Raw genomic sequence first — 19,844 nt, forward strand, 5'->3', positions numbered from 1 at the left:
TATTCTACTCATATACGTTTTCTTTTTCTTTATTAAAAAAGTGTTGCATTGCATAATATACATCTGCCTGCTTTCGCAATATAAAGTAATCAAAATTAGGCTCTGAAAAATCCTTAAATACTTGCATTAATGTGGAATGTCTTTGGTATTGATTTACCTCAGCATATCCGAATAGACTAGCATACGATAATAACTCTTTTACCAATCCCACACAACGTCGATTATCTGAAGTTAAATTATCTCCATCCGATATATGAAATGGATAAATATTGTACCGATCCGGAGAATATTTATCTTTAATTAACTCCAATGCTTTCTTATATACAGATGAGCAAATTGTCCCACCACTTTCCCCTTTTGAAAAAAATGATTCTTCGTCAACTACTTTTGCTTCTGTATGATGTGCAATAAATTCTATCTCTACAGTCTCATAGTTTGTTCTAAGAAAACGCGTCATCCAAAAAAAGAAACTCCGTCCCATATACTTCTCAAACTGCCCCATACTTCCACTTGTGTCCATCATAGCAAGGACAACTGCTTTTGATTCTGGTATTTCAATTTCATTCCATGTCTTATAACGTAAATCATCAGGATAAATTGGGTGAAATTGTGCTTTACCTTTTATGGCATTTCGCTTGTATGCCTCTAATAATGTTCGCTTTTTATCAATATTTCCTTCCAAACCTTTTTTTCGAATATCATTAAACGTTATGTCTTTTGTTACGATGTTATCTTTCTCTTTTTCTTGTAAATTAGGTAACTCTAACTGCGCAAAAAATGCCTCCTGTAATTCTTCCATTGATATCTCTGCTTCATAATAGTCTTCTCCTGGCTGATCGCCAGCACCCTCACCTGGTCTAGCAGCTCTTTTAGAAGCGTCTCCTTTGGCAACTGTATCACCTACCTTACTATTACCATCTCCTTGACCAGCATGCTTATTTTTTTCTTTGCTGTAACGAATTTTGAATTCATCCAATGAACGAATTGGAATCCGAATAACATCTTTACCTTTAGACATTATAATATTTTCTTCACTTACGAGGTCGGGGAGCTTTTGTTTTAGTACGTCATTAATCTTATCTTGATGACGTTTCTGATCATCATAGCCTTTACGATGCAGCGACCAATCTTCTTCAGAAATCAGAAAATTTTTCTCTTTCATCGGTAATCCCCCTCCTTTTTTATCTGTTTACATATTTTATGCAGTAGGAATTGGTTTGATTAAAAATTTAGAAATCTTATTTCCGAGTAAGGATATGCTTTTTTATCTTATAAAAATACCTTTTTCTAAAAGATTGTTCTTTACGACACAATTTATATAAAATGTGTCGTAAAAAGAATTTCCAGACCCGCTCCTCAAATGAAATTGGTTCCCTTTCCGCAGGCACGGCCTCAACTAATTTTTAGAAGAAGGACACTTCTAAAAATAGTCCACGGAAAGCGAGGCCATTTCACTTATGGAGCGAGTGTGAAATTTATATCTTTAGTTACGATACATTTTATATATCAAGTCTGAATATTTACACTAACAATGTTCACGAAAAGAGCCCATAAAAAAAGAGCCATAAACGGCCCTTTTTAATCTAGATAATCTGAGATTAAATCTTGTGGATCTTCTAATAATTGTTTTATACGTGCTAAAAATTGTACCGCTTGTTTTCCATCAATAATGCGATGATCATAGGATAAGGCGATATACATCATCGGCCTAACAGCAATTGTATCGTCTTCAAGTACAATTGGTCTTTTTTGAATCTTATGCATGCCAAGTATACCAACCTCTGGAGTGTTTAATATTGGTGTGGAAAATAAAGAACCAAATACTCCTCCATTTGTTATCGTGAATGTACTTCCTGCCATATCATTAAGGTCTAAATTTCGGCTCCTTGCTTTTTCACTTAGGTGGCTAATTTCTGTTTCGATTTCTGCAAATCCTTTTTTATCTACCTCACGAACCACCGGAACAACTAAACCCTCATCAGTGGAAACCGCAATCCCAATATCATAAAACTTTTTCAATAATATTTCATCATGAAGCAGTTCTGCATTTAAATAAGGAAAATCCATTAAGGCTGTTACAACTGCTTTTGTAAAGAATGACATTAATCCTAATTTAACACCATACTTTTTAATAAATGCTTCCTTGTGCTCTCGGCGTATATCCATCACAACAGATAAATCAACTTCATTAAAGGTTGTGAGCATTGCAGCTTGTTGCTGTGCTTCAACTAAATGTTTTGCAATTGTTTGGCGACGCTGTGACATCTTAATTCTTTCAATTGGTTTTTCAAGGTCAGCTGAGTCAGTAGATACTTGCTGCTCTAAAGGCTCTGCAAACTTTCCATAATTAGACACTTCTCTTTTTTTAAACGATTCAACATCACTCATCTTGATTTTACCTAATGGATCACTAACTGAAATGTCTTTTAAATTAATCCCTAATTGCCGTGCCCTTTTTCTAGTAGCTGGTGAAGCGACGATATAGTCCTCCGCACGCTTTAATTTCCCAGTGTGAATTGTTGTGTTATGTGTCTTTTCCTTATCACGATTTTCAATCTCTGTGTGTTCTTTTCCTTCAGTTGTATTAGAAATAATAGCAACCACATCACCTACCTGTACTTGTTCCCCTACTTCTTTTTTTATAGAAGTTAAAACACCGTTTGTTTCAGCAGGAATTTCAATATTAATTTTATCTGTTTCTAATTCTAATACAGGTCCTCCAGCTTCTACTGGATCACCTATAGCTACAAGCCAGGTTGCAATTGTTCCTGTTCTAATTGACTCTGCTAATTCCGGGATCTTTAATTCCGTCATAAGGGCACCCTTTCAATTTCCAAATACTTCTCTATTATTTCACTATCGACACATATGAATTAGTTTCAGATTGTGTTAGTTCTAATGCTGTTTGAATAATACGCTTTTGTTCTTTTTGATGACTTGTTAAGTCGCCTTCAGCTGGAGAAGATCGTTCACACCTGCCAACATAGCGTAGTTTCACTTTTTCAGGTAATAGTTGATGAATCTTATCTTTCACAAAACGCCAAGCCCCCATGTTTTCTGGTTCTTCTTGTATCCAAACAATTTCTTCTATATTTTGAAAATCAGTTAAAAGGTCTTGAATTTTATTTTCATGAAAAGGATAAATCTGTTCTAAACGTATCGCTCGTAACCACGTATAATCTGTATTGTCTGCTTTTTCTTTCATTAACTCAGCTAAATCAACCATGACTTTACCAGTTCCAATAACAATTCGTTTCACCTGTTTTGGATTACCTTTATCTACATCTTGTTCTAAACAAGTCTGAAATTCCCCATCTGACAAAGCAAATACTTCTGAGGTAATTGCTTCATGACGTAATAAACTTTTCGGTGTCATAACAATAAGCGGTCGAGCAGCATCACTATCTAACAAAGTTGCCTGACGACGTAATAGATGAAAATATTGCGCACTTGTCGTGACATTAGCAATGATCATATTATTCTCTGCAGCGGCAGTTAAAAATCGTTCCAAACGACCACTAGAGTGATCAGGTCCTTGCCCTTCGTACCCATGTGGCAATAAAATAACCATATTAGATTTTTCTCCCCACTTCGCTCGACCAGCTGTAATAAACTCATCAAACATTACTTGCCCAACATTCATAAAATCACCAAACTGTGCTTCCCATATCACTAATGTTTTAGATGCTTGAACACTATAGCCATATTCAAAACCTAAAGCAGCAATTTCAGAAAGTGGACTATTATGGATATCAAATGAAGCTCGTGAAGACGACAAACCATGTAATGGACTGTATGTTTTCTCTGAATTTATATCATGTAAAACAAGATGACGATGCGCAAATGCACCACGCTCTGTATCTTGGCCTGTTAATCGAATGGAAATGCCATCTGCTAAAATAGATCCAAATGCTAAAAATTCAGCACTCGACCAATCTACTCTCTGCTTCTCTTCAAATACTTGAGCCCTTCTCTTAAAAATCCCTTCAATCTTTTTAAAAGCACTAAAGTTAGCTGGCCGTATTAATGACTCTTGATTTAATGTATGAAGTAAGTCAAAAGATACAGCTGTATCACTTTTATATAGATCATTTTTCAATGCGGTTGGTGCTACATTCTGTTCTTGATTTGTATTATTATTTTGTATCATATTAAAATAGATTGATTGAAAATGATGAGATGCACCTTTTTGCAACTGACTAAGTTTGCTTTTAGGAATAACAGATTCATCTAATAACTTTTCTGCATAAATCTTTGTAACCGAAGGATGTTGGTCAATTTCTCGGTATAGTGTCGGTTGTGTCGCACGTGGTTCATCCATCTCATTATGCCCATATCTTCTATACCCGACTAAATCGATTAAAAAGTCCTTATTAAATTTCTTCCGGTAAGCATATGCCATTTTCATTGCAGACAGACAGGCTTCAGGGTCATCAGCATTAACATGAATAATTGGAATTTCAAATCCCTTAGCTAGATCACTTGGATACTGTGTAGATCTACTTTGATTATAATTCGTCGTAAAACCAATTTGATTGTTCGCAATTATATGAATTGTTCCACCTGTTTGATAACCTGTTAATCCACTTAAATTTAATGTTTCGGCAACAACACCTTGTCCTGTAAAGGCTGCATCACCATGAATCAATATGCTGCAAGCTTTATCTTGATTTTGTATTGGATAGCCACTTTGATATCGCATGTCCTGACATGCTCTTGTAAAACCTTGTACAACAGGATTAACGAATTCCAAATGGGATGGATTATGTCCAAGCGTCACTTTAGTAGCGTTGTTTCCGTTTTCAATATGTCGTTTTGTACCAAAATGATATTTTACATCACCAGTCCAACCAATAGTAGAATCTGTAGGTGAACTCGGCATTAACACCTTGCCTTGAGCATGGTAAAATTCTGAGAGTAATCTATCAAACGGTTTATCTAATATATGCGTTAAGACATTTAATCTTCCACGATGTGCCATACCAATTAATACATTGTCTGTATTATCGTAGAGTGTTTGTTGGACTAAATACTGTAACATTGGAACCAATACATCTAATCCTTCAATTGAAAATCTTTTTTGAGCAACAAATGTTTTTGCTAAAAACCGCTCAAATTCCTCTACATCAACTAACAACTTTAATAGATCCTTTTGTTCATCATTTGAGAGGTAAGCTTTGTAAGTACCTGATTCAATTTGGTCTTGAAGCCAGCTTTTTTCAACTTCGTTATTTACATGATCATACTCAAAAGAGATTGTAGAACTATATTGCTGCTTTAACTCTTTTACTATATCCCATGCAGTTTTTAAGTGATTGGGTGATTCTTCCCAAATAAATGATGCAGGAATATTTTTTAAATCGGCTACAGTTAACCCGTAGGTTGCTTCATCAATTAATGTGTTATCTTGTTCTTGTTTCATTTGTATTGGATAAATATTAGCTGCTAAATGGCCAGAACGTCTTATTGCGTCAATGAACCGTATAGCTTTTGTTACTTTTTTTATAGTATTAAGTGATACATTATCTTGATTATGCTCACTCTCTTGATTCGTTGTCCATATTGGAGGACCATATCGCTCAAACAAATCACGAACAGAATTTTGAACAGTTTCAGATTGTTGTAAATACATACGATATTGCTCTTCGATGTACCCTTTATTTGCGTCATGAATAGTATGCCAGAATCCTCTATTAGATTCTTTTTCCGTCACGTATGAGACCCCCATAATCTTGCTTAAATTCTGTCTTACTCTTTCTTAATATACCCTATTCTTCTTATGGAAACAACGTGCTATCCATTAGATTTCACACATAATTTCCTAGTCTAAAAAACCCTCACAAGGAGGGTTTTTATTTTAACTATTATCTTTATTTTAAAAGATTGTTCTTTATGACACAATTTATATAAACTACGTCGTAAAAAGAATTTTTGGACCCGCTCCTCAAGCGAAATCGGCTCCCTTTCCGCAGGCACGGCTTCAGCTAACTCGAAGGCAAAAACCGCCTTCGAGTGGATCTTCAGCTCGCGCTGTTCCTGCAGGACAAGGAATGCTTCAATGAACTCACATCGCACGAAGGAAATTGAACTATATTTCCGAGGAGTGTCACCGATTTCGCTTGATACGCTAGTGTTGTTCACAAATTAAGAAGAGTTTAAAATGCTTTATTTTATTAAAACATAAGATAGCAGTAATAGAGAGTGCAAGGTATATGAAAAAAGATGCGCTATCTAGCGAAGGAATCAAAGGCTTTTCACTCCTACGGGTACAGCGAATGTTTCCGATGGGGCGAGTAATCGCAGTCCCACGAGCCGAAAATCCATTTTTAGAAGTGCATTTTCTTCTAAAAATTAGTTGAGGCCGTGCCCGTGGAAAGGGAAAGCCTTTGATTCCGTAGTGGGTTAGTAACTTACGTTACTAGTTACGACGGAGTTTACCTCAAGTCGGAACTTTAAATGCAACGAAAAGAGTTTATCTATTCAATAAACTTCCAACATAACGTAGCAAATCGTTAGCAGATGTTGAGTTGTAACCATACGTATCAATTAAAGTAGCAACAACTTCATTCATCTTTTTCAATTGTTGTTCATCAGGTGTTTTGGTTGACGTCGTAATTTTAACAACGTCTTTCAAATCTGCAAATAGTTTTTTCTGAATTGCTTCACGCAAGCGTTCATGTGACTGATAATCAAATTTCTTACCTTTACGAGCATATGCTGATATGCGAATTAAAATTTCTTCCCGAAAAGCTTTTTTAGCATTTTCCGAAATACCAATTTGCTCTTCAATGGAACGCATCAGCTTTTCATCAGGCTGCATTTCTTCCCCGGTTAATGGATCTTCTAATTTTGATTTATTGCAAAAGCTTTCTACATTATCTAAGTAATTATCCATTAATGTTTTAGCTGATTCCTCATACGAATAAACAAATGCTTTTTGGACTTCTTTTTTTGCTAATTCGTCATATTCTTTGCGAGCAATAGAAATAAAATTTAAATATTTAGCTTTATTCTCTTTTGTAATAGATGGATGAGCATCTAAACCATCTTTTAATGAACGCAACACATCAAGCGCATTAATTGCTGTCATTTCTTTTTTGATAATAGTAGAGGATATCCGATTAATCACATAGCGCGGATCGACCCCGCTCATTCCTTCATCATTGAATTCTTTCTTTAGTTCAGGAAGATCAGCTTCACTAAATCCATCAACCGTCTGTCCATCGTATAGATACATTTTCTTAAGTAAACTTATATTTCCTTTTGTAGATTCTTTTAGTCGCGTTAAAATGGTAAACATTGATGCAACCCTTAACGTATGTGGGGCAATATGCACATTCTTCATATCACTTTCTTGAATCATCTTTTGATAGATCCGCTCTTCCTCACTCAATTTAAGGTTATACGGAACAGGCATCACAATCATTCGTGAATGTAAGGCTTCATTTTTTTTATTTGCAATAAAAGATCTATATTCTGCTTCGTTCGTGTGCGCAACAATTAATTCATCAGCAGAGATTAACGCAAACCTTCCTGCTTTGAAGTTTCCTTCTTGTGTTAAGGATAGCAAATGCCAAAGAAACTTTTCATCACTTTTCAACATTTCTTGAAACTCCATCATACCACGATTTGCTTTATTTAATTCACCATCAAACCGATACGCACGCGGATCTGATTCGGAACCAAACTCTGCAATCGTAGAGAAATCTATTGATCCTGTTAAATCCGCAATATCTTGTGATTTGGGATCTGATGGACTAAATGTTCCAATTCCCTTACGTTTGTCTTCAGAAAAAAATATCCGCTCCACCATTACATCTTCAATCCTGTCTCCATACTCCTTTTCTAAACGCATTGTATTTAATGGAGAAAGATGTCCTTCAATTCTTATACCAAATTCTTGTTCAAAATCAGCTCGCAAATGTTGTGGGATCAAATGAAGCGGATCTTCATGCATCGGGCAGCCTTTTATAGCGTAAACTGCACCTCGATCCGTCAATGTGTACGCTTCTAAACCTCTTTTGAGTAATGTAACCAAGGTTGATTTCCCACCACTGACTGGTCCCATTAACAAAAGAATTCGTTTTCTAACATCAAGACGTTTTGCTGCTGGGTGTAAGTATTCTTCAACTAAACGTTCTAATGCTTCCTCTAACCCAAAGATGTGATCTTGAAAAAACTGATATTTTTTCTTTCCTTCTATTTCTTCTATCCCTTGATCTTTAATCATTTGATATACCCGTGAATGTGCAGATTGCGCAAGATATGGGCGCATCTTTAGAAGCTCTAAATAATCGGCTAGTGTACCTTCCCATTTTAACTTTTCTTGTTCTTCACGGTATCCTTTTGCCTTTCTTAAAATGTCCATCAAGTTGCCTCCCCATAAATATCCCAATTAATTGATACTTATACTTTATGTCTGGAACAGAGAGAAAATGATTTTTCACTAGATATAACAATTGAAATGCTCTGCTAATAAAAAAAGCACAGTTCGCTAGTGATATACTAGAAAACTGTGCTTCAATTCTTAATGCATATTTGGAAATCCTTGTTGTTTTAAAACATCATAGACAACAATTGCTGCAGTATTAGACAGGTTTAAAGAACGAACTTTATCATTTTGCGCCATTTGGATTCGGAGACAACGATCTTCTTTTCCTTCTAGTAAGGATTTAGGAATGCCGTTTGTTTCTCTACCAAAAACAAAAAACAGCTCTTTCTCAGGATCACTAAAATCAAAATCCGAATAATATTTTTCACCGAAATTTTCAATATAATAAAAGTTACCATCTGGATAACCCGCATACAATTGTTCAAGAGAATCATGATAGAAGATATTCACATCATGCCAGTAATCTAACCCTGCACGACGAAGCATTTTATCATCTGTTGAAAAACCTAATGGATGGATCAAATGTAATGTAGCGTTTGCTGCTAAACAAGTCCGAGCAATATTTCCGGTATTTGCAGGGATCTCTGGTTGATATAATACGACATGTAAGCCCACTTTTCTTCACCTCAAAAATATAAGTGCGTGTTCAAAAAAGAATAGAAACTTTAAAGAACGACCGATTTAATAACTCACTTATTATAGCACAATCCTCAATCTTCACCAATTCGAAAAAATTTATATTGGCAATTAGATGTCCATGCATATGAATCTTTATAATCCCAGTAACGATGTCGGCTGTTATTGGTATGCGCATTTACTAACGGCATACCATTCGCATCCTTACTTACGACAATCGTATTATGATCCCATTTGCCATCACCCTCAAAATCATAGCAAATGACATCACCAGGAATAAGTTGCTCCGGTTTTTCAATTGCCTTCCCTTTTAAGCCTTGTTTTGATCCACTTAAATACCATCGTAAAGCATGTGCAACAGACCAGCTGTAGCTCCATTTTTCATTTTGGTACCACCAACCCTTTGATCGATCTGGATAGCCACGCATCGGTGCACCACCAGCATGTAAACATTGGGAAACATAATTGGTACAATCGACATCAAATTGCTTGTAAGCTGGGTTATAATCATTCCACCAACGCTCAGCATATTGGACAGTTGCATGCCGATCATACGAAAATCTTTGTTCTTTTTGTGATCGACTCAACACGTCTTTTTCAATATTAGGTGTGTCTTCTTGACTAGATGGTTCGTCTGATTTCAACTGATCCTCTACAAGGGTTCCTTTATAAAAAGAGGCTACATGTTCTCTTTGTTCTTCTTCTCGATAAAAATGATCGCCTTGTTTAATTAGAAATGTTACACCAAGTAAATAGTTTACTTTCATTTCATCTCGTTCAAGTACCATATCCCGAATAACTTTCCCTTGCCCAGAGATATGTGGCACTTTATGTCCTCTTTGTTCATGTAATGCTTTCTTCGCTTGAATCCAATTCTCAGATTCCTCTTTACGGTCAATTGCCAGGTTATCCTGCCAATAGTCTGTCAGTTTTTTCATTAGTTCCATGCTTACCAACTCCTCTTACCTTAAGCGTATGAAGGAGCATAGCAAAGCATGAAGTATATATTAGATATTCTGTTTAACTTTTTCAAAGGCTAATCCCTTATCCATCTCAATTATTACTTCCTCATCCGTTTCTTTTTCTCTCGCTGCATGGATCGCATCAAAACCATCGCTTGTACCAATCTTTCCAATTGCCCATGCTGCAGTACCACGAATAACAGGTCGCGGATCTTCTTTCATTAAACGAATCAATTCATCTACAGCCGCTTCATCTTTATAATGCGCTAACGCTATAATAGCATTACGTTGAATCGGTTTTTTGCCACGCCAACTTCCTGCCATTGATCCAAATTTCTCTTTAAATTCACGGTTTGATACTGACAATAGTGGGATTAATTGTGGTTTAACTAATTCTGGATCAGGCTCGAGTTCTGGATGTAGATGCGTATCTACTTGTTTGTTTCTTGGACAAACGAGTTGACACGTATCAAAACCATATAGTTGGTTTCCCATCATTTCACGGTAATTATCTGGTAAAAACCCTTTTGTTTGTGTAACAAAAGCAATACAGTTTTGTGCATTCAATCTACCTGGTGCAACAAGAGCACCGGTCGGACAAGCATCCAGACATTTTGTGCAATCCCCACACCCATCATCTACAGGTTCATCAGGAGGGAATGGAATATTTGTTATCATCTCACCTAGATAAACATAAGAACCAAATTCAGGGGTAATGATCAACGTATTTTTCCCACTAAAGCCAATCCCAGCTCGCTCGGCCACTGCCTTGTCTGACAATTCCCCTGTATCAACCATAGAACGGAATTGAAAGCCTGTTATTTTTGTTGCGATAAAAGTACTTAATTTATCTAATTTTTCATTCAACACATCATGATAATCTGTTCCCCATGATGCACGACAAAAATTACCACGGCGCTCACCTTTTTTACTTTTAGGTGGGTTCTTCATTCGTGAGGGATATGCAACAGCAATTGCCACAATTGATTGGGCATTAGACAATAATAATTCTGGTTGTGTCCGCTCTTCATTTGTCCCTTTTTCAAATCCAGACTGGTATCCAGCTTCTTGTTGTAGTTCCAATCGAGATTTCATTTCTGAAAATTCATTAGCAGCAGCAAAACCAATTTTATCAATGCCTATCTCCTTACTATAAGCAACAATCTCTTCTTTTAATTGTTCATAAGCCATTTCTCCCCCACCTTTCTAACGGATTTATTTAACTTTTGCTGTTCGGATTCTATTTAACGTTGCTGCTATTTCAAAACGCCTTGGTCTAGCTAGTTCTCCTGGATGTTCATTAGGGCGTGTTGCAAATGAAGCAAGACCTACTGTTTCAATTTGCTTCTCTATTTTATCTAATAATTGTGTGATTGTAAGTTCTTTTTTCAAAATTTGTTTCTGATCCAAATAACGAATAATTTCAGCAATCATATTTGTTTGGGAACTGTCGACAAGTTGCTCAAGATAATCCAATTGAATATCAGTTTCACCCATTATTATAGTGGATAATCCTTTTGCTTGCACTTTCGATTTCTTACCTTTATAGGTTTGCAAGCTATTTTGTAGGTATACTCGATTTGATACTTTACCAGAAGACTGCTCAATTTCATCCTCGCGATATGCAGGATATTTTGTTGCGATGTCTTTCGCCTTTTCGGTTACATTAGTAGGTTTATATTGATCCATCATAATTACTTGGTCTGCCACATCAAAATAGTCGCCTGAACCACCCATCACAAATATAGTTGACGTATCTAGCTGATCTTGTAACTGTTTAATCTTATCAATAAATGGTGTAATCGGCTCTTTATCTCTAGCAACAAGTTCTTGCATTCGTCGGTCTCTAATCATAAAGTTTGTTGCACTTGTATCCTCATCAATTAACAATGTTCGTGCTCCCGCTTCAAGTGCTTCTATTATATTGGTGGCCTGTGATGTGCTACCACTTGCATTATCAGTCGTGAAGTGTGTTGTATCCTGTTGATGTGGTAAGTGATTGATAAAAGCAGAAATATTCACACCACTCACTTTCCTTCCATCTTCGGCACGAACTTTTACTGCTGCAGGATCAGTCAAAACATACTCACGTCCATCACCTTTGATGTGATGATAGACACCACGTTCGATTGCTTGTAGTAAAGTACTTTTCCCGTGATAACCACCGCCAACAATTAAAGTAATCCCTTTGGGTATAGCCATACCATGAACGGGTTGATCTCGATGTGGTACGTCAATTGAAACGCAATTAGCAGTCGGACTGTTAAAAGGGACAGCGTTTTTCAATGGACGATTACTGATACCACTTTCTCGGGGGAGAATTGATCCGTCTGCCACAAATGTAATCCAGTTATTTTTCTTCATCTCTGATCTTATAGCCTGATGTTGATCCGACAGTTCAGCTACTTCTTCAAGTGCATCATCTTTTATTGAAAAGATTGAATCGGATAATATTGCTGGTATTGCATCAAAGAACAGCCTTTTCGCTTCTTTTCCATTAATTCGACGACCATTTGCTGGCAAACCAACTGTTAAACAAATGGTTACGTGTTCCGGGTCTAACGAAACAGCAGTACGTTCTAGTATTTCTTGACCCGGTGCATCAATAGCAATTAAACCACTTTTCCCAGTTCCTCTTGGTTGAATCTTATTTTGAGAAACTGCTTTACCAATAGAGCGTGCTATTCTATCCTCTACATATACTTTTCTATTGCTGTCATTCTTCCATTCTGCTTTGATATTTCGATAGGCAGTTGGAATGATAATTCTAATTTTTGAAGGTGCTGCAAATGGATCACCTTGGACATAGTCAACATGCAATTCATAACGATGAAATGAATACCTGCCTTGAATTGTCTTATAAGATTTATAACTATTTCCATCTATTTGTTGTAACATATCTTGTAATTGTTTCAATTTAAAATCTCCTTATAGTGCGTGTTCAAACATTCGGTACATCTGAAGCAAGCAAATCAAGGTAGCTTCAAGAAAACCAAAAGAATCTGGACATTTAAAAACGCAATACTTCGTTGTCATTCAACGAAATACTGCGTTGTTCACATATGTTATGGAGCGGGTGAAGGGAATTGAACCCTCGACATCAGCTTGGAAGGCTGAGGTTTTACCACTAAACTACACCCGCATTCTAAAATGTTCTTTTTCTCTAATCCGCGCCCGTAAATACTAAATCTAAACTGTGGTTACACTGTCCCTGCATCTGCTAGGATACTCATAGATGATTTATGCTTCGGGACAACTCGGAGTATATTCGGTGATGTATCGCTCGCCACTAAACTACACCCGCATTCTAAAGTGTTCTTTTTCTCTGAGTTAACTAAAATATTGGCTCGAAAGGAGTTGATGTTTTACATTATACTAATCGAACAGGTTGGATGCAACCCCTTTTTGCTAGTTTATGTCGATTTTTTTGATAACATGACGTTATTTGTTCCACTTTTCTTGATTTACATCTATCTTAGGCTGATTTTATGCATTCAAAGAGTTTATTATGTGCTTGTTTAGCAAAAAAACTAAGGCTCTTTTCATAAATATTGTTGCTTCTAAATATTCGGACTTGATATAAAAAGTGCAATAACCAGTAACGCAATTTACTATTACTAACCCGCTACTCAAATGAATTTGGCTCCCTTTCCGTGGGCAGGGCTTTATGATGGGGCGAGTAATCGCAGCCCCACGGCTTCAGCTAACTCGGAGGCAAAAAACCACCTCCGAGTGGATCTTCAGCTCGCGCTGTTCCCACAGGAGTCTCGTCAATTTCATTTGATACGCTAGATAGGCTAAAAATAGATAACTGGATATCACAATACACAGATATTCCAATACGTTTTTATCTCTTACTATTTTTTACTTAAAAATTAGTTGAGGCCGTGCCCGTGGAAAGGGAAAGCCTTTGGTGACGTAGCGAGTAACATAATGCGCACTTTATATAAATTGTATCATAAGCAACAATCTTTTAGAAAAAAGCGAAAACTAAAAAAGGATTTATACAATTTATTAGAAAAAACTCTATCAGTTTAATTGTCTAAACCTATGGGTATGTTAATTATAAAGGAGTGAATTGGATGATTTGGACAGTTATTAGTATTTTATTATTAATCTGGCTCGTTGGGTTCTTATTTGAGATAGCTGGTGGACTGGTCCACATTTTATTAGTAATTGCTCTAGTCGTATTTATAGCAAAAATGCTACGAAGTTAAGTAAAATAGACATCATTTGTTTAAGATTTACCTACAAAAAAAGTTGTCAGTTAACTGACAACTTTTTTCATGTTATTAACTATTCACAGATTGTAATAACTGATCTATTTTTCCCCGTATTTTTTGCTTCGTATAATGCTTCATCCGCATGTTTAATTAATTCTTTCACAGTGAATTGGTTATAACTTGGAACAACTACTCCAATACTTGAACTCATTTCAAAATTAAACCCTGCTATATTCCACTGTTTTGCAATGCTCATTTCAATACGGTTAACTACTTGTTTAACATTTTGCAATGATTCAACTTCTGATATCAAAATAACAAATTCATCGCCACCCATTCGAGCTACCATATCCATTTCTCGAATTGTACTTTGTAATCTATGTCCAAACTCTTTAATTACTTCATCACCAACATCATGCCCCAACTTATCGTTAATTTCCTTGAAATTATCTAAATCTAACATCATAACAGCAAAAGCTTTTTCATTCCGCTCAAATAATGCTAACATTTTTGTTAGATGATCTTGAAATAAACGACGATTTGGTAAATTTGTTAAATAGTCATGATAAGCATAATTTTTTAGTCTTTCTTCATATCGCTTTCGTACAGTGATGTCACGCCCTACAGTAACCATATGTTGAAATTGGCCATTTTTCTTAAAAACTGGTTGACCATTTAATTCAAACCAATACCACTCATTTTGACTGTCTCTGATCCTATATTCTATAGTAAAAGCAAATTCATCTTCAATTGAATCTACAATTGCTTGACGCAGCAGTGAATGGTCATCCTCGTGAACTAAATCAAGCAATGATTTTCCAATAAAATCCTCAGTTGGAAAACCGAGTACATAGGCATGTGAAGGCGATGCATAGATGATATCTGCAGATCTATCTATTAATGCGATTAGATCATAAGAATACTCCGTAATAAGCCGGAATTTCTCCTCATTCTCGATTAATTTTTGCTTCACCTTATTCTCCACAGTCATATCTTTTATAATTGCATAAACGCCTTGTACACTTCTGTTTAATATAACTGGTGCTAATTTAACTTGTAAAAAAGCATCTTTTAAGAAGTAGGTATTTATTACAGTATTAAAATATGCTGGTTTTCCTTGAATTGCTTGATAAAATGCTTTTTTCACCTTGCCCTTATCTTGTTCTGGAATTATATCTAGTATAGAGATCCCTTTTATAAAATTTGCTTTTATTCCTGTTAACTTTTCTAATGCATTGTTATCTCTTATTAAGTTACCCTTTAAACCTATATGAAAAATTGCTTCTGGATTATGGATAAATAAAGACTTATAGCGTCGTCTACTAATTTTCATTTTCTCTTCTAAATGTTCTCTTTCCCATTCTGCGATCTTTAATTTAGTAATATCGCGCGTTACTGCGACTATTTTGTTTATTACATTATTATCCCATAAAGGGGTTAAAGTGGTCTCGCTAACCATTTGCTCGTTCTCATATCTGTGAAAAGTGTCTTGATAGGTAAGTGGTTTTTCACTTACTACTACTTCACGATATTTATCATACAAAACACTTGTTACATGTGTAGGATTTACACTAGCCAATTCTTCCCCGACGATCTCTGTTGTAAGCCCTAATACTTCTATAGCTTTTTTATTGATATACTCATAATAAAAGTACTGGCCATCATTACTCACGCGCATCACAAAAACCATATCCTGCATTCCATCTATAACAGATTGATAATATAATTCTGCTTTTTCCATGCGCTTAATCCCCTTTAGATCAATAGTTCTATTTTACCGATTTCACCTATTAAATTATAGCATTAATATTCATATAACTACACCTAAAATATCATATTTTCACATAAGAAAAGGCCCTTAGTTTAAGAACTAAAGACCTTTAATATTATTTAGAAATTTTGTGATAGATAACTTTTACTATTTCCATCATGATAACTGCAGCAATTGCTAATGCAGTTGCAATCACCCATTCGTTCCAACCAAATGTTGCTGGTATATAAAAGATATCACGTGTAAATGGTAAAATTGTTAGGCTGTATAGCGCGAAACATACAGCTACTGCACCAAGTACATACTTATTACTGAATACCCCTACGCCAAAGATCGTTTGCGTATTAGACCTTGCAGCAAAGGTTTGTAGTGTTCTTGATAAAATCAAGGTTGTAAATGCCATTGCAACACCCATTTCATCTGAATGCTGTAAACCAATGAAATGTGAAATAATTACGGCAATACCAATCATCGTTCCACGTGTAGCAACGGAACGCATTGTCCCACCTGCAAAAATACCCTCATCAACACGTCGAGGTTTACGACTCATCACATCTGGTTCAGATTTCTCCATACCAAGCGCAATTGCTGGCAGTGAATCATTTACTAGGTTGATGAACAATAGTTGTAAAGCCGTGAATGGATTAGCCCATCCAGCCACTACAGCAAACAATATCGCAATAATCGCACCTAAATTTCCAGCAAATAAATAACTAATGGCTTTTTTAATGTTATCAAAGACAGTACGTCCAACACCAACTGCATTTACAATCGAAACAAAATTATCGTCTGTCAAGATCATAGCAGCTGAATCCTTTGCAACATCCGTTCCGCTTCCCATTGCAATACCAATATCTGCTTGCTTCAATGCTGGTGCATCGTTAACACCATCCCCAGTCATGGCTGAGATTTGATCTTTTCTTTGCCACGCTTTTACAATCCGAATTTTGTTTTCAGGAGACACTCGTGCATAAACAGAAATATGTTCTAACTTATCATCAAGTTCTTGTTCGGATAATGCATCTAGTTCCTGGCCAGTTAAAGCAATATCGTCCTCTTCCATCAAGCCGATTTTACGACCAATTGCTTCTGCAGTTGTTTTATGGTCACCAGTAATCATAACCGTTTTAATGCCTGCTTTTTTGGTCTGTTCAATTGAACCATATACAGCTTCACGTGGTGGATCCATCATTGCAGTAAGTCCAACTAAAACTATTGAATTTTCATCTTCATATTCTAAAGCTGTTTTATCTTGATTAAAGCGTTTATAACCAAATGCCAACACACGAAGTGCTTGCTTTGAGTAATCTTCGTTAGCAACGTGTAATTTTTCTTTCCACTCAGCTGTTAATTCTTGTTCTTCTCCGTTTACTAGAATATGACTTGCACGGTTGAACATAACGTCAGGTCCACCCTTAGTTAACATCAACCTTTCACCTTTAATAGTATAAAGTGTAGACATCAACTTACGGTCTGAATCAAATGGTAACTCCGCAATTCTTTTATGTGTCTCACGCAATTCATGATAATCTTGATTATTATCATTTGAAAAATTAATTAGCGCAACCTCAGTAGGATCACCAACTTCTTTTCCATCATTATTGATATAAGAATCATTACATAACACTGATATATTAACTAAAAGACGCTCTGATTCACTCCAATTTTCAGGACTTTCAGGTAAATGCTCTTGCTCACCTTCTGGAACGAAGTAATCTGTAACTGTCATTTTATTTTGTGTTAATGTGCCTGTTTTGTCGGTACAAATAACACTAGTTGAACCAAGCGTCTCAACAGCAGGCAGCTTTCGAATAATAGCATGTTGCTTTGCCATTTTGTTCGTCCCAACAGATAATACAATGGTTACAATTGATTGTAACGCTTCAGGAATGGCTGCAACTGCTACAGCAACAGCAAACATTAATGCATTAAGAATTTCCGTTGTAACATCGACTTCCGCATCTCCAAGCCAAATACGTGCGGCTTGCACTGCGAAGATAACAACCGATAGTAGCAATATACCGAACCCTAATTTTTTACTGAACGCATCTAATTTTCGTTGCAGTGGTGTTTGTTTTTCTTGAGCTGTTGACAGCAAGTTTGCTATCTTACCAATCTCAGTATTTTCCCCAGTGCCCGTAACAACAAAAGTTGCACGTCCATATACAACAAGGGAGCTACTAAATACCATGTTAATTCGATCACCTAGTGCGGCTTCTTCCTCAATAACATCTGTCATTTTCTCTACAGCTTCTGATTCTCCAGTAAGCATTCCTTCATTTACTTTTAATGATCCACTTTCTAAAATACGACCATCCGCTGGAACAAAGTCACCAGCTTCTAAGTATACGATATCTCCTTGTGCCAACTCTTTTGCAGGAATCGTTTGCTTTGTACCATTACGCAACACTTTGGCTTCAGGAGCAGACATATCTCGAAGTGCATCTAATGAACTTTCTGCTTTTTTCGTTTGCACAACACTAATTATTGCATTCATAATTAATACAATTACAATAACAATAGTCTCAACAATTTCACCTAAAATTAACTGCACACCAGCAGCAATTAATAAGACAATTACCATTGCGTCTTTAAAGGTTTCTAAAAATAATTTCCAAGTTGGAACTTTTTCCTTATCTTCAAATTCATTATAGCCATCTCGTTCAATCCGTTTTCTTACTTCCTCAGTTGACAGCCCTTTTTCAGTTGCTTCAATTTCTTTTAGAACATCAGCCTTACTTTTACGATAAAACTCCATTCTTTTCACCATCTCCTTCAGGTCAGCTAGCTTAGTTAAGCAAATGCAATTTAACATAGAAATATTGTAGCAATGCAGCATTATTACATATAATAATTAGTCATTTCTTTATAGTTTAGACAAAAATCGCTGTTTAAACCATAAAAAAAGACCTTTACCGTTTGAAAGCACACTCAAACGGTAAAGGTCTTGCTAACAACGTCGGTTGCCAATTATGCCGGAGATTATTCTCGTAATGACGACATAATTGTAGCAGCTACTCCCCTTTAATATTGAATTCATCATACGACTAATCACTTTTTTTGTCAAGTTAAATTATGGTATTCAAAATATACTTTACTATTTATAAATACTTTTAATATACTCAGTTATCCCTTATAATGAAAAATGTCTAAGGAAAAGATTTCAAAAGTAGTTTATATCCTAGATACTTATTGATCTTACATCCAAAAAAAACAGGAGTTGAACATAAATTGAAAAAGAAAGTAATTGTCGCATCTGGATTAATTTCCGTTTTAATAGTCGCTTTAATTGTTGCAGTAAACTATAAAAGTACACCAAGTAATAATGAAACCCAGGATATTAAACAATTAGTCAATGACTATAGTGTTGGTGAAATAAATAATGAAACTGCTTCAATCACACCAGAGCAATTGATCATAACAGACAGCAATGAAAATGAGTCGACCTACGCTTTACCTGAAGATGAATTTTTTGTTTCTATTGCACCATATGTCACACAAACACATCCTTGTGCTATCCACAGCTTAACTGGCTGCCAAGGTGAATTGGTTAATGAAGAATTTAATGTATATATCGAAGACATGGATGGTAACGTGGTAATTGACGAAACAATGCAATCACAAGCAAACGGCTTTATCGATTTATGGCTACCGCGTGATAAAACGTATCAAATAACAATTTCAAATAACGGAAAAAAACAAAGGTCACAGTTTTCTACATTTGAAAATGACAATACTTGCATTACAACGATACAGTTAACGTAACAAAAAAGCACCCAAATACGGGTGCTTTTTTGTTACTTTTCGTTGAAGGGAAGATATAACTCAAATATACAGCTTTATCTCCCCTTCACTAACTA

Annotated in this window: 12 protein-coding genes and 1 tRNA gene; 2 read left to right on the forward strand and 11 right to left on the reverse strand. The window is 35.8% G+C overall.

The annotated features are described in order from the left end of the window. Positions 1 to 4: 4 nt before the first annotated feature. The 9 genes from yhbH to D2K40_RS04695 all read right to left on the reverse strand — a co-directional run bounded on the left by yhbH (position 5) and on the right by D2K40_RS04695 (position 13,132). Positions 5 to 1,162, reverse strand: coding sequence for a sporulation protein YhbH (gene yhbH, locus D2K40_RS04655; protein ID WP_117153460.1), 1,158 nt, complete (start codon positions 1,160 to 1,162; stop codon positions 5 to 7). Between the two features lie 416 nt (positions 1,163 to 1,578). Further along, positions 1,579 to 2,814 (reverse strand): 2-oxoglutarate dehydrogenase complex dihydrolipoyllysine-residue succinyltransferase, encoded by a 1,236-nt coding sequence (gene odhB / locus D2K40_RS04660; RefSeq protein ID WP_117153462.1) that lies wholly within the window; start codon positions 2,812 to 2,814, stop codon positions 1,579 to 1,581. 34 nt (positions 2,815 to 2,848) lie between these two features. After that, positions 2,849 to 5,728, reverse strand: coding sequence for a 2-oxoglutarate dehydrogenase E1 component (locus D2K40_RS04665; protein ID WP_117153464.1), 2,880 nt, complete (start codon positions 5,726 to 5,728; stop codon positions 2,849 to 2,851). Positions 5,729 to 6,472: 744 nt separating this feature from the next. Then, entirely contained in the window at positions 6,473 to 8,368 is a 1,896-nt protein-coding gene (locus tag D2K40_RS04670; RefSeq protein ID WP_117153466.1) for a PrkA family serine protein kinase, read from the reverse strand. Between the two features lie 159 nt (positions 8,369 to 8,527). Further along, positions 8,528 to 9,007, reverse strand: coding sequence for a tRNA (cytidine(34)-2'-O)-methyltransferase (locus tag D2K40_RS04675; protein WP_117153468.1), 480 nt, complete (start codon positions 9,005 to 9,007; stop codon positions 8,528 to 8,530). Positions 9,008 to 9,102: 95 nt separating this feature from the next. After that, positions 9,103 to 9,975 carry an amidase domain-containing protein gene (locus D2K40_RS04680; RefSeq protein ID WP_117153470.1) on the reverse strand — a complete coding sequence of 291 codons (873 nt, stop codon included), beginning with the start codon at positions 9,973 to 9,975 and terminating at the stop codon, positions 9,103 to 9,105. A 60-nt stretch (positions 9,976 to 10,035) separates the two neighbouring features. Continuing rightward, positions 10,036 to 11,181 (reverse strand): tRNA epoxyqueuosine(34) reductase QueG, encoded by a 1,146-nt coding sequence (queG, locus tag D2K40_RS04685; RefSeq protein WP_117153472.1) that lies wholly within the window; start codon positions 11,179 to 11,181, stop codon positions 10,036 to 10,038. Positions 11,182 to 11,205: 24 nt separating this feature from the next. Continuing rightward, positions 11,206 to 12,906, reverse strand: coding sequence for an ABC-ATPase domain-containing protein (locus D2K40_RS04690; RefSeq protein ID WP_117153474.1), 1,701 nt, complete (start codon positions 12,904 to 12,906; stop codon positions 11,206 to 11,208). A 152-nt stretch (positions 12,907 to 13,058) separates the two neighbouring features. Then, positions 13,059 to 13,132, reverse strand: a tRNA-Gly gene (locus D2K40_RS04695). Positions 13,133 to 14,072: 940 nt separating this feature from the next. On the opposite strand from D2K40_RS04695, the gene D2K40_RS04700 reads away from it, so the two are divergent. Further along, on the forward strand, positions 14,073 to 14,207 hold the full coding sequence (locus D2K40_RS04700) for a lmo0937 family membrane protein (protein WP_117153476.1): 135 nt from the start codon (positions 14,073 to 14,075) through the stop codon (positions 14,205 to 14,207). A 79-nt stretch (positions 14,208 to 14,286) separates the two neighbouring features. Here D2K40_RS04700 and D2K40_RS04705 read toward each other — a convergent pair whose 3' ends face one another. Both D2K40_RS04705 and D2K40_RS04710 read right to left on the reverse strand, forming a co-directional pair. Continuing rightward, a complete protein-coding gene (locus tag D2K40_RS04705) occupies positions 14,287 to 15,954 on the reverse strand; it encodes a sensor domain-containing diguanylate cyclase (RefSeq protein WP_117153478.1) in 1,668 nt (555 codons plus the stop codon). A gap of 145 nt (positions 15,955 to 16,099) precedes the next feature. Then, complete coding sequence (locus D2K40_RS04710) at positions 16,100 to 18,742, reverse strand: cation-translocating P-type ATPase (protein WP_117153480.1); 2,643 nt, start codon at positions 18,740 to 18,742, stop codon at positions 16,100 to 16,102. Between the two features lie 473 nt (positions 18,743 to 19,215). Between D2K40_RS04710 and D2K40_RS04715 the strand changes: the two genes are divergently transcribed. Then, positions 19,216 to 19,749 (forward strand): CueP family metal-binding protein, encoded by a 534-nt coding sequence (locus D2K40_RS04715; RefSeq protein ID WP_117153482.1) that lies wholly within the window; start codon positions 19,216 to 19,218, stop codon positions 19,747 to 19,749. Positions 19,750 to 19,844 lie beyond the last annotated feature (95 nt).

Source organism: Paraliobacillus quinghaiensis, assembly GCF_003426025.1.
GTDB lineage: Bacteria > Bacillota > Bacilli > Bacillales > Amphibacillaceae > Paraliobacillus_A > Paraliobacillus_A quinghaiensis.

Excerpts from the sequence above, each read along its gene's own strand:
- yhbH (WP_117153460.1), bottom strand. The coding sequence starts at position 1,162 with ATGAAAGAGAAAAATTTTCTGATTTCTGAAGAAGATTGGTCGCTGCAT.
- D2K40_RS04710 (WP_117153480.1), bottom strand. The coding sequence starts at position 18,742 with ATGGAGTTTTATCGTAAAAGTAAGGCTGATGTTCTAAAAGAAATTGAA.
- D2K40_RS04670 (WP_117153466.1), bottom strand. The coding sequence starts at position 8,368 with ATGGACATTTTAAGAAAGGCAAAAGGATACCGTGAAGAACAAGAAAAG.
- odhB (WP_117153462.1), bottom strand. The coding sequence starts at position 2,814 with ATGACGGAATTAAAGATCCCGGAATTAGCAGAGTCAATTAGAACAGGA.
- D2K40_RS04700 (WP_117153476.1), top strand. The coding sequence starts at position 14,073 with ATGATTTGGACAGTTATTAGTATTTTATTATTAATCTGGCTCGTTGGG.
- D2K40_RS04665 (WP_117153464.1), bottom strand. The coding sequence starts at position 5,728 with ATGGGGGTCTCATACGTGACGGAAAAAGAATCTAATAGAGGATTCTGG.
- queG (WP_117153472.1), bottom strand. The coding sequence starts at position 11,181 with ATGGCTTATGAACAATTAAAAGAAGAGATTGTTGCTTATAGTAAGGAG.
- D2K40_RS04705 (WP_117153478.1), bottom strand. The coding sequence starts at position 15,954 with ATGGAAAAAGCAGAATTATATTATCAATCTGTTATAGATGGAATGCAG.
- D2K40_RS04680 (WP_117153470.1), bottom strand. The coding sequence starts at position 9,975 with ATGGAACTAATGAAAAAACTGACAGACTATTGGCAGGATAACCTGGCA.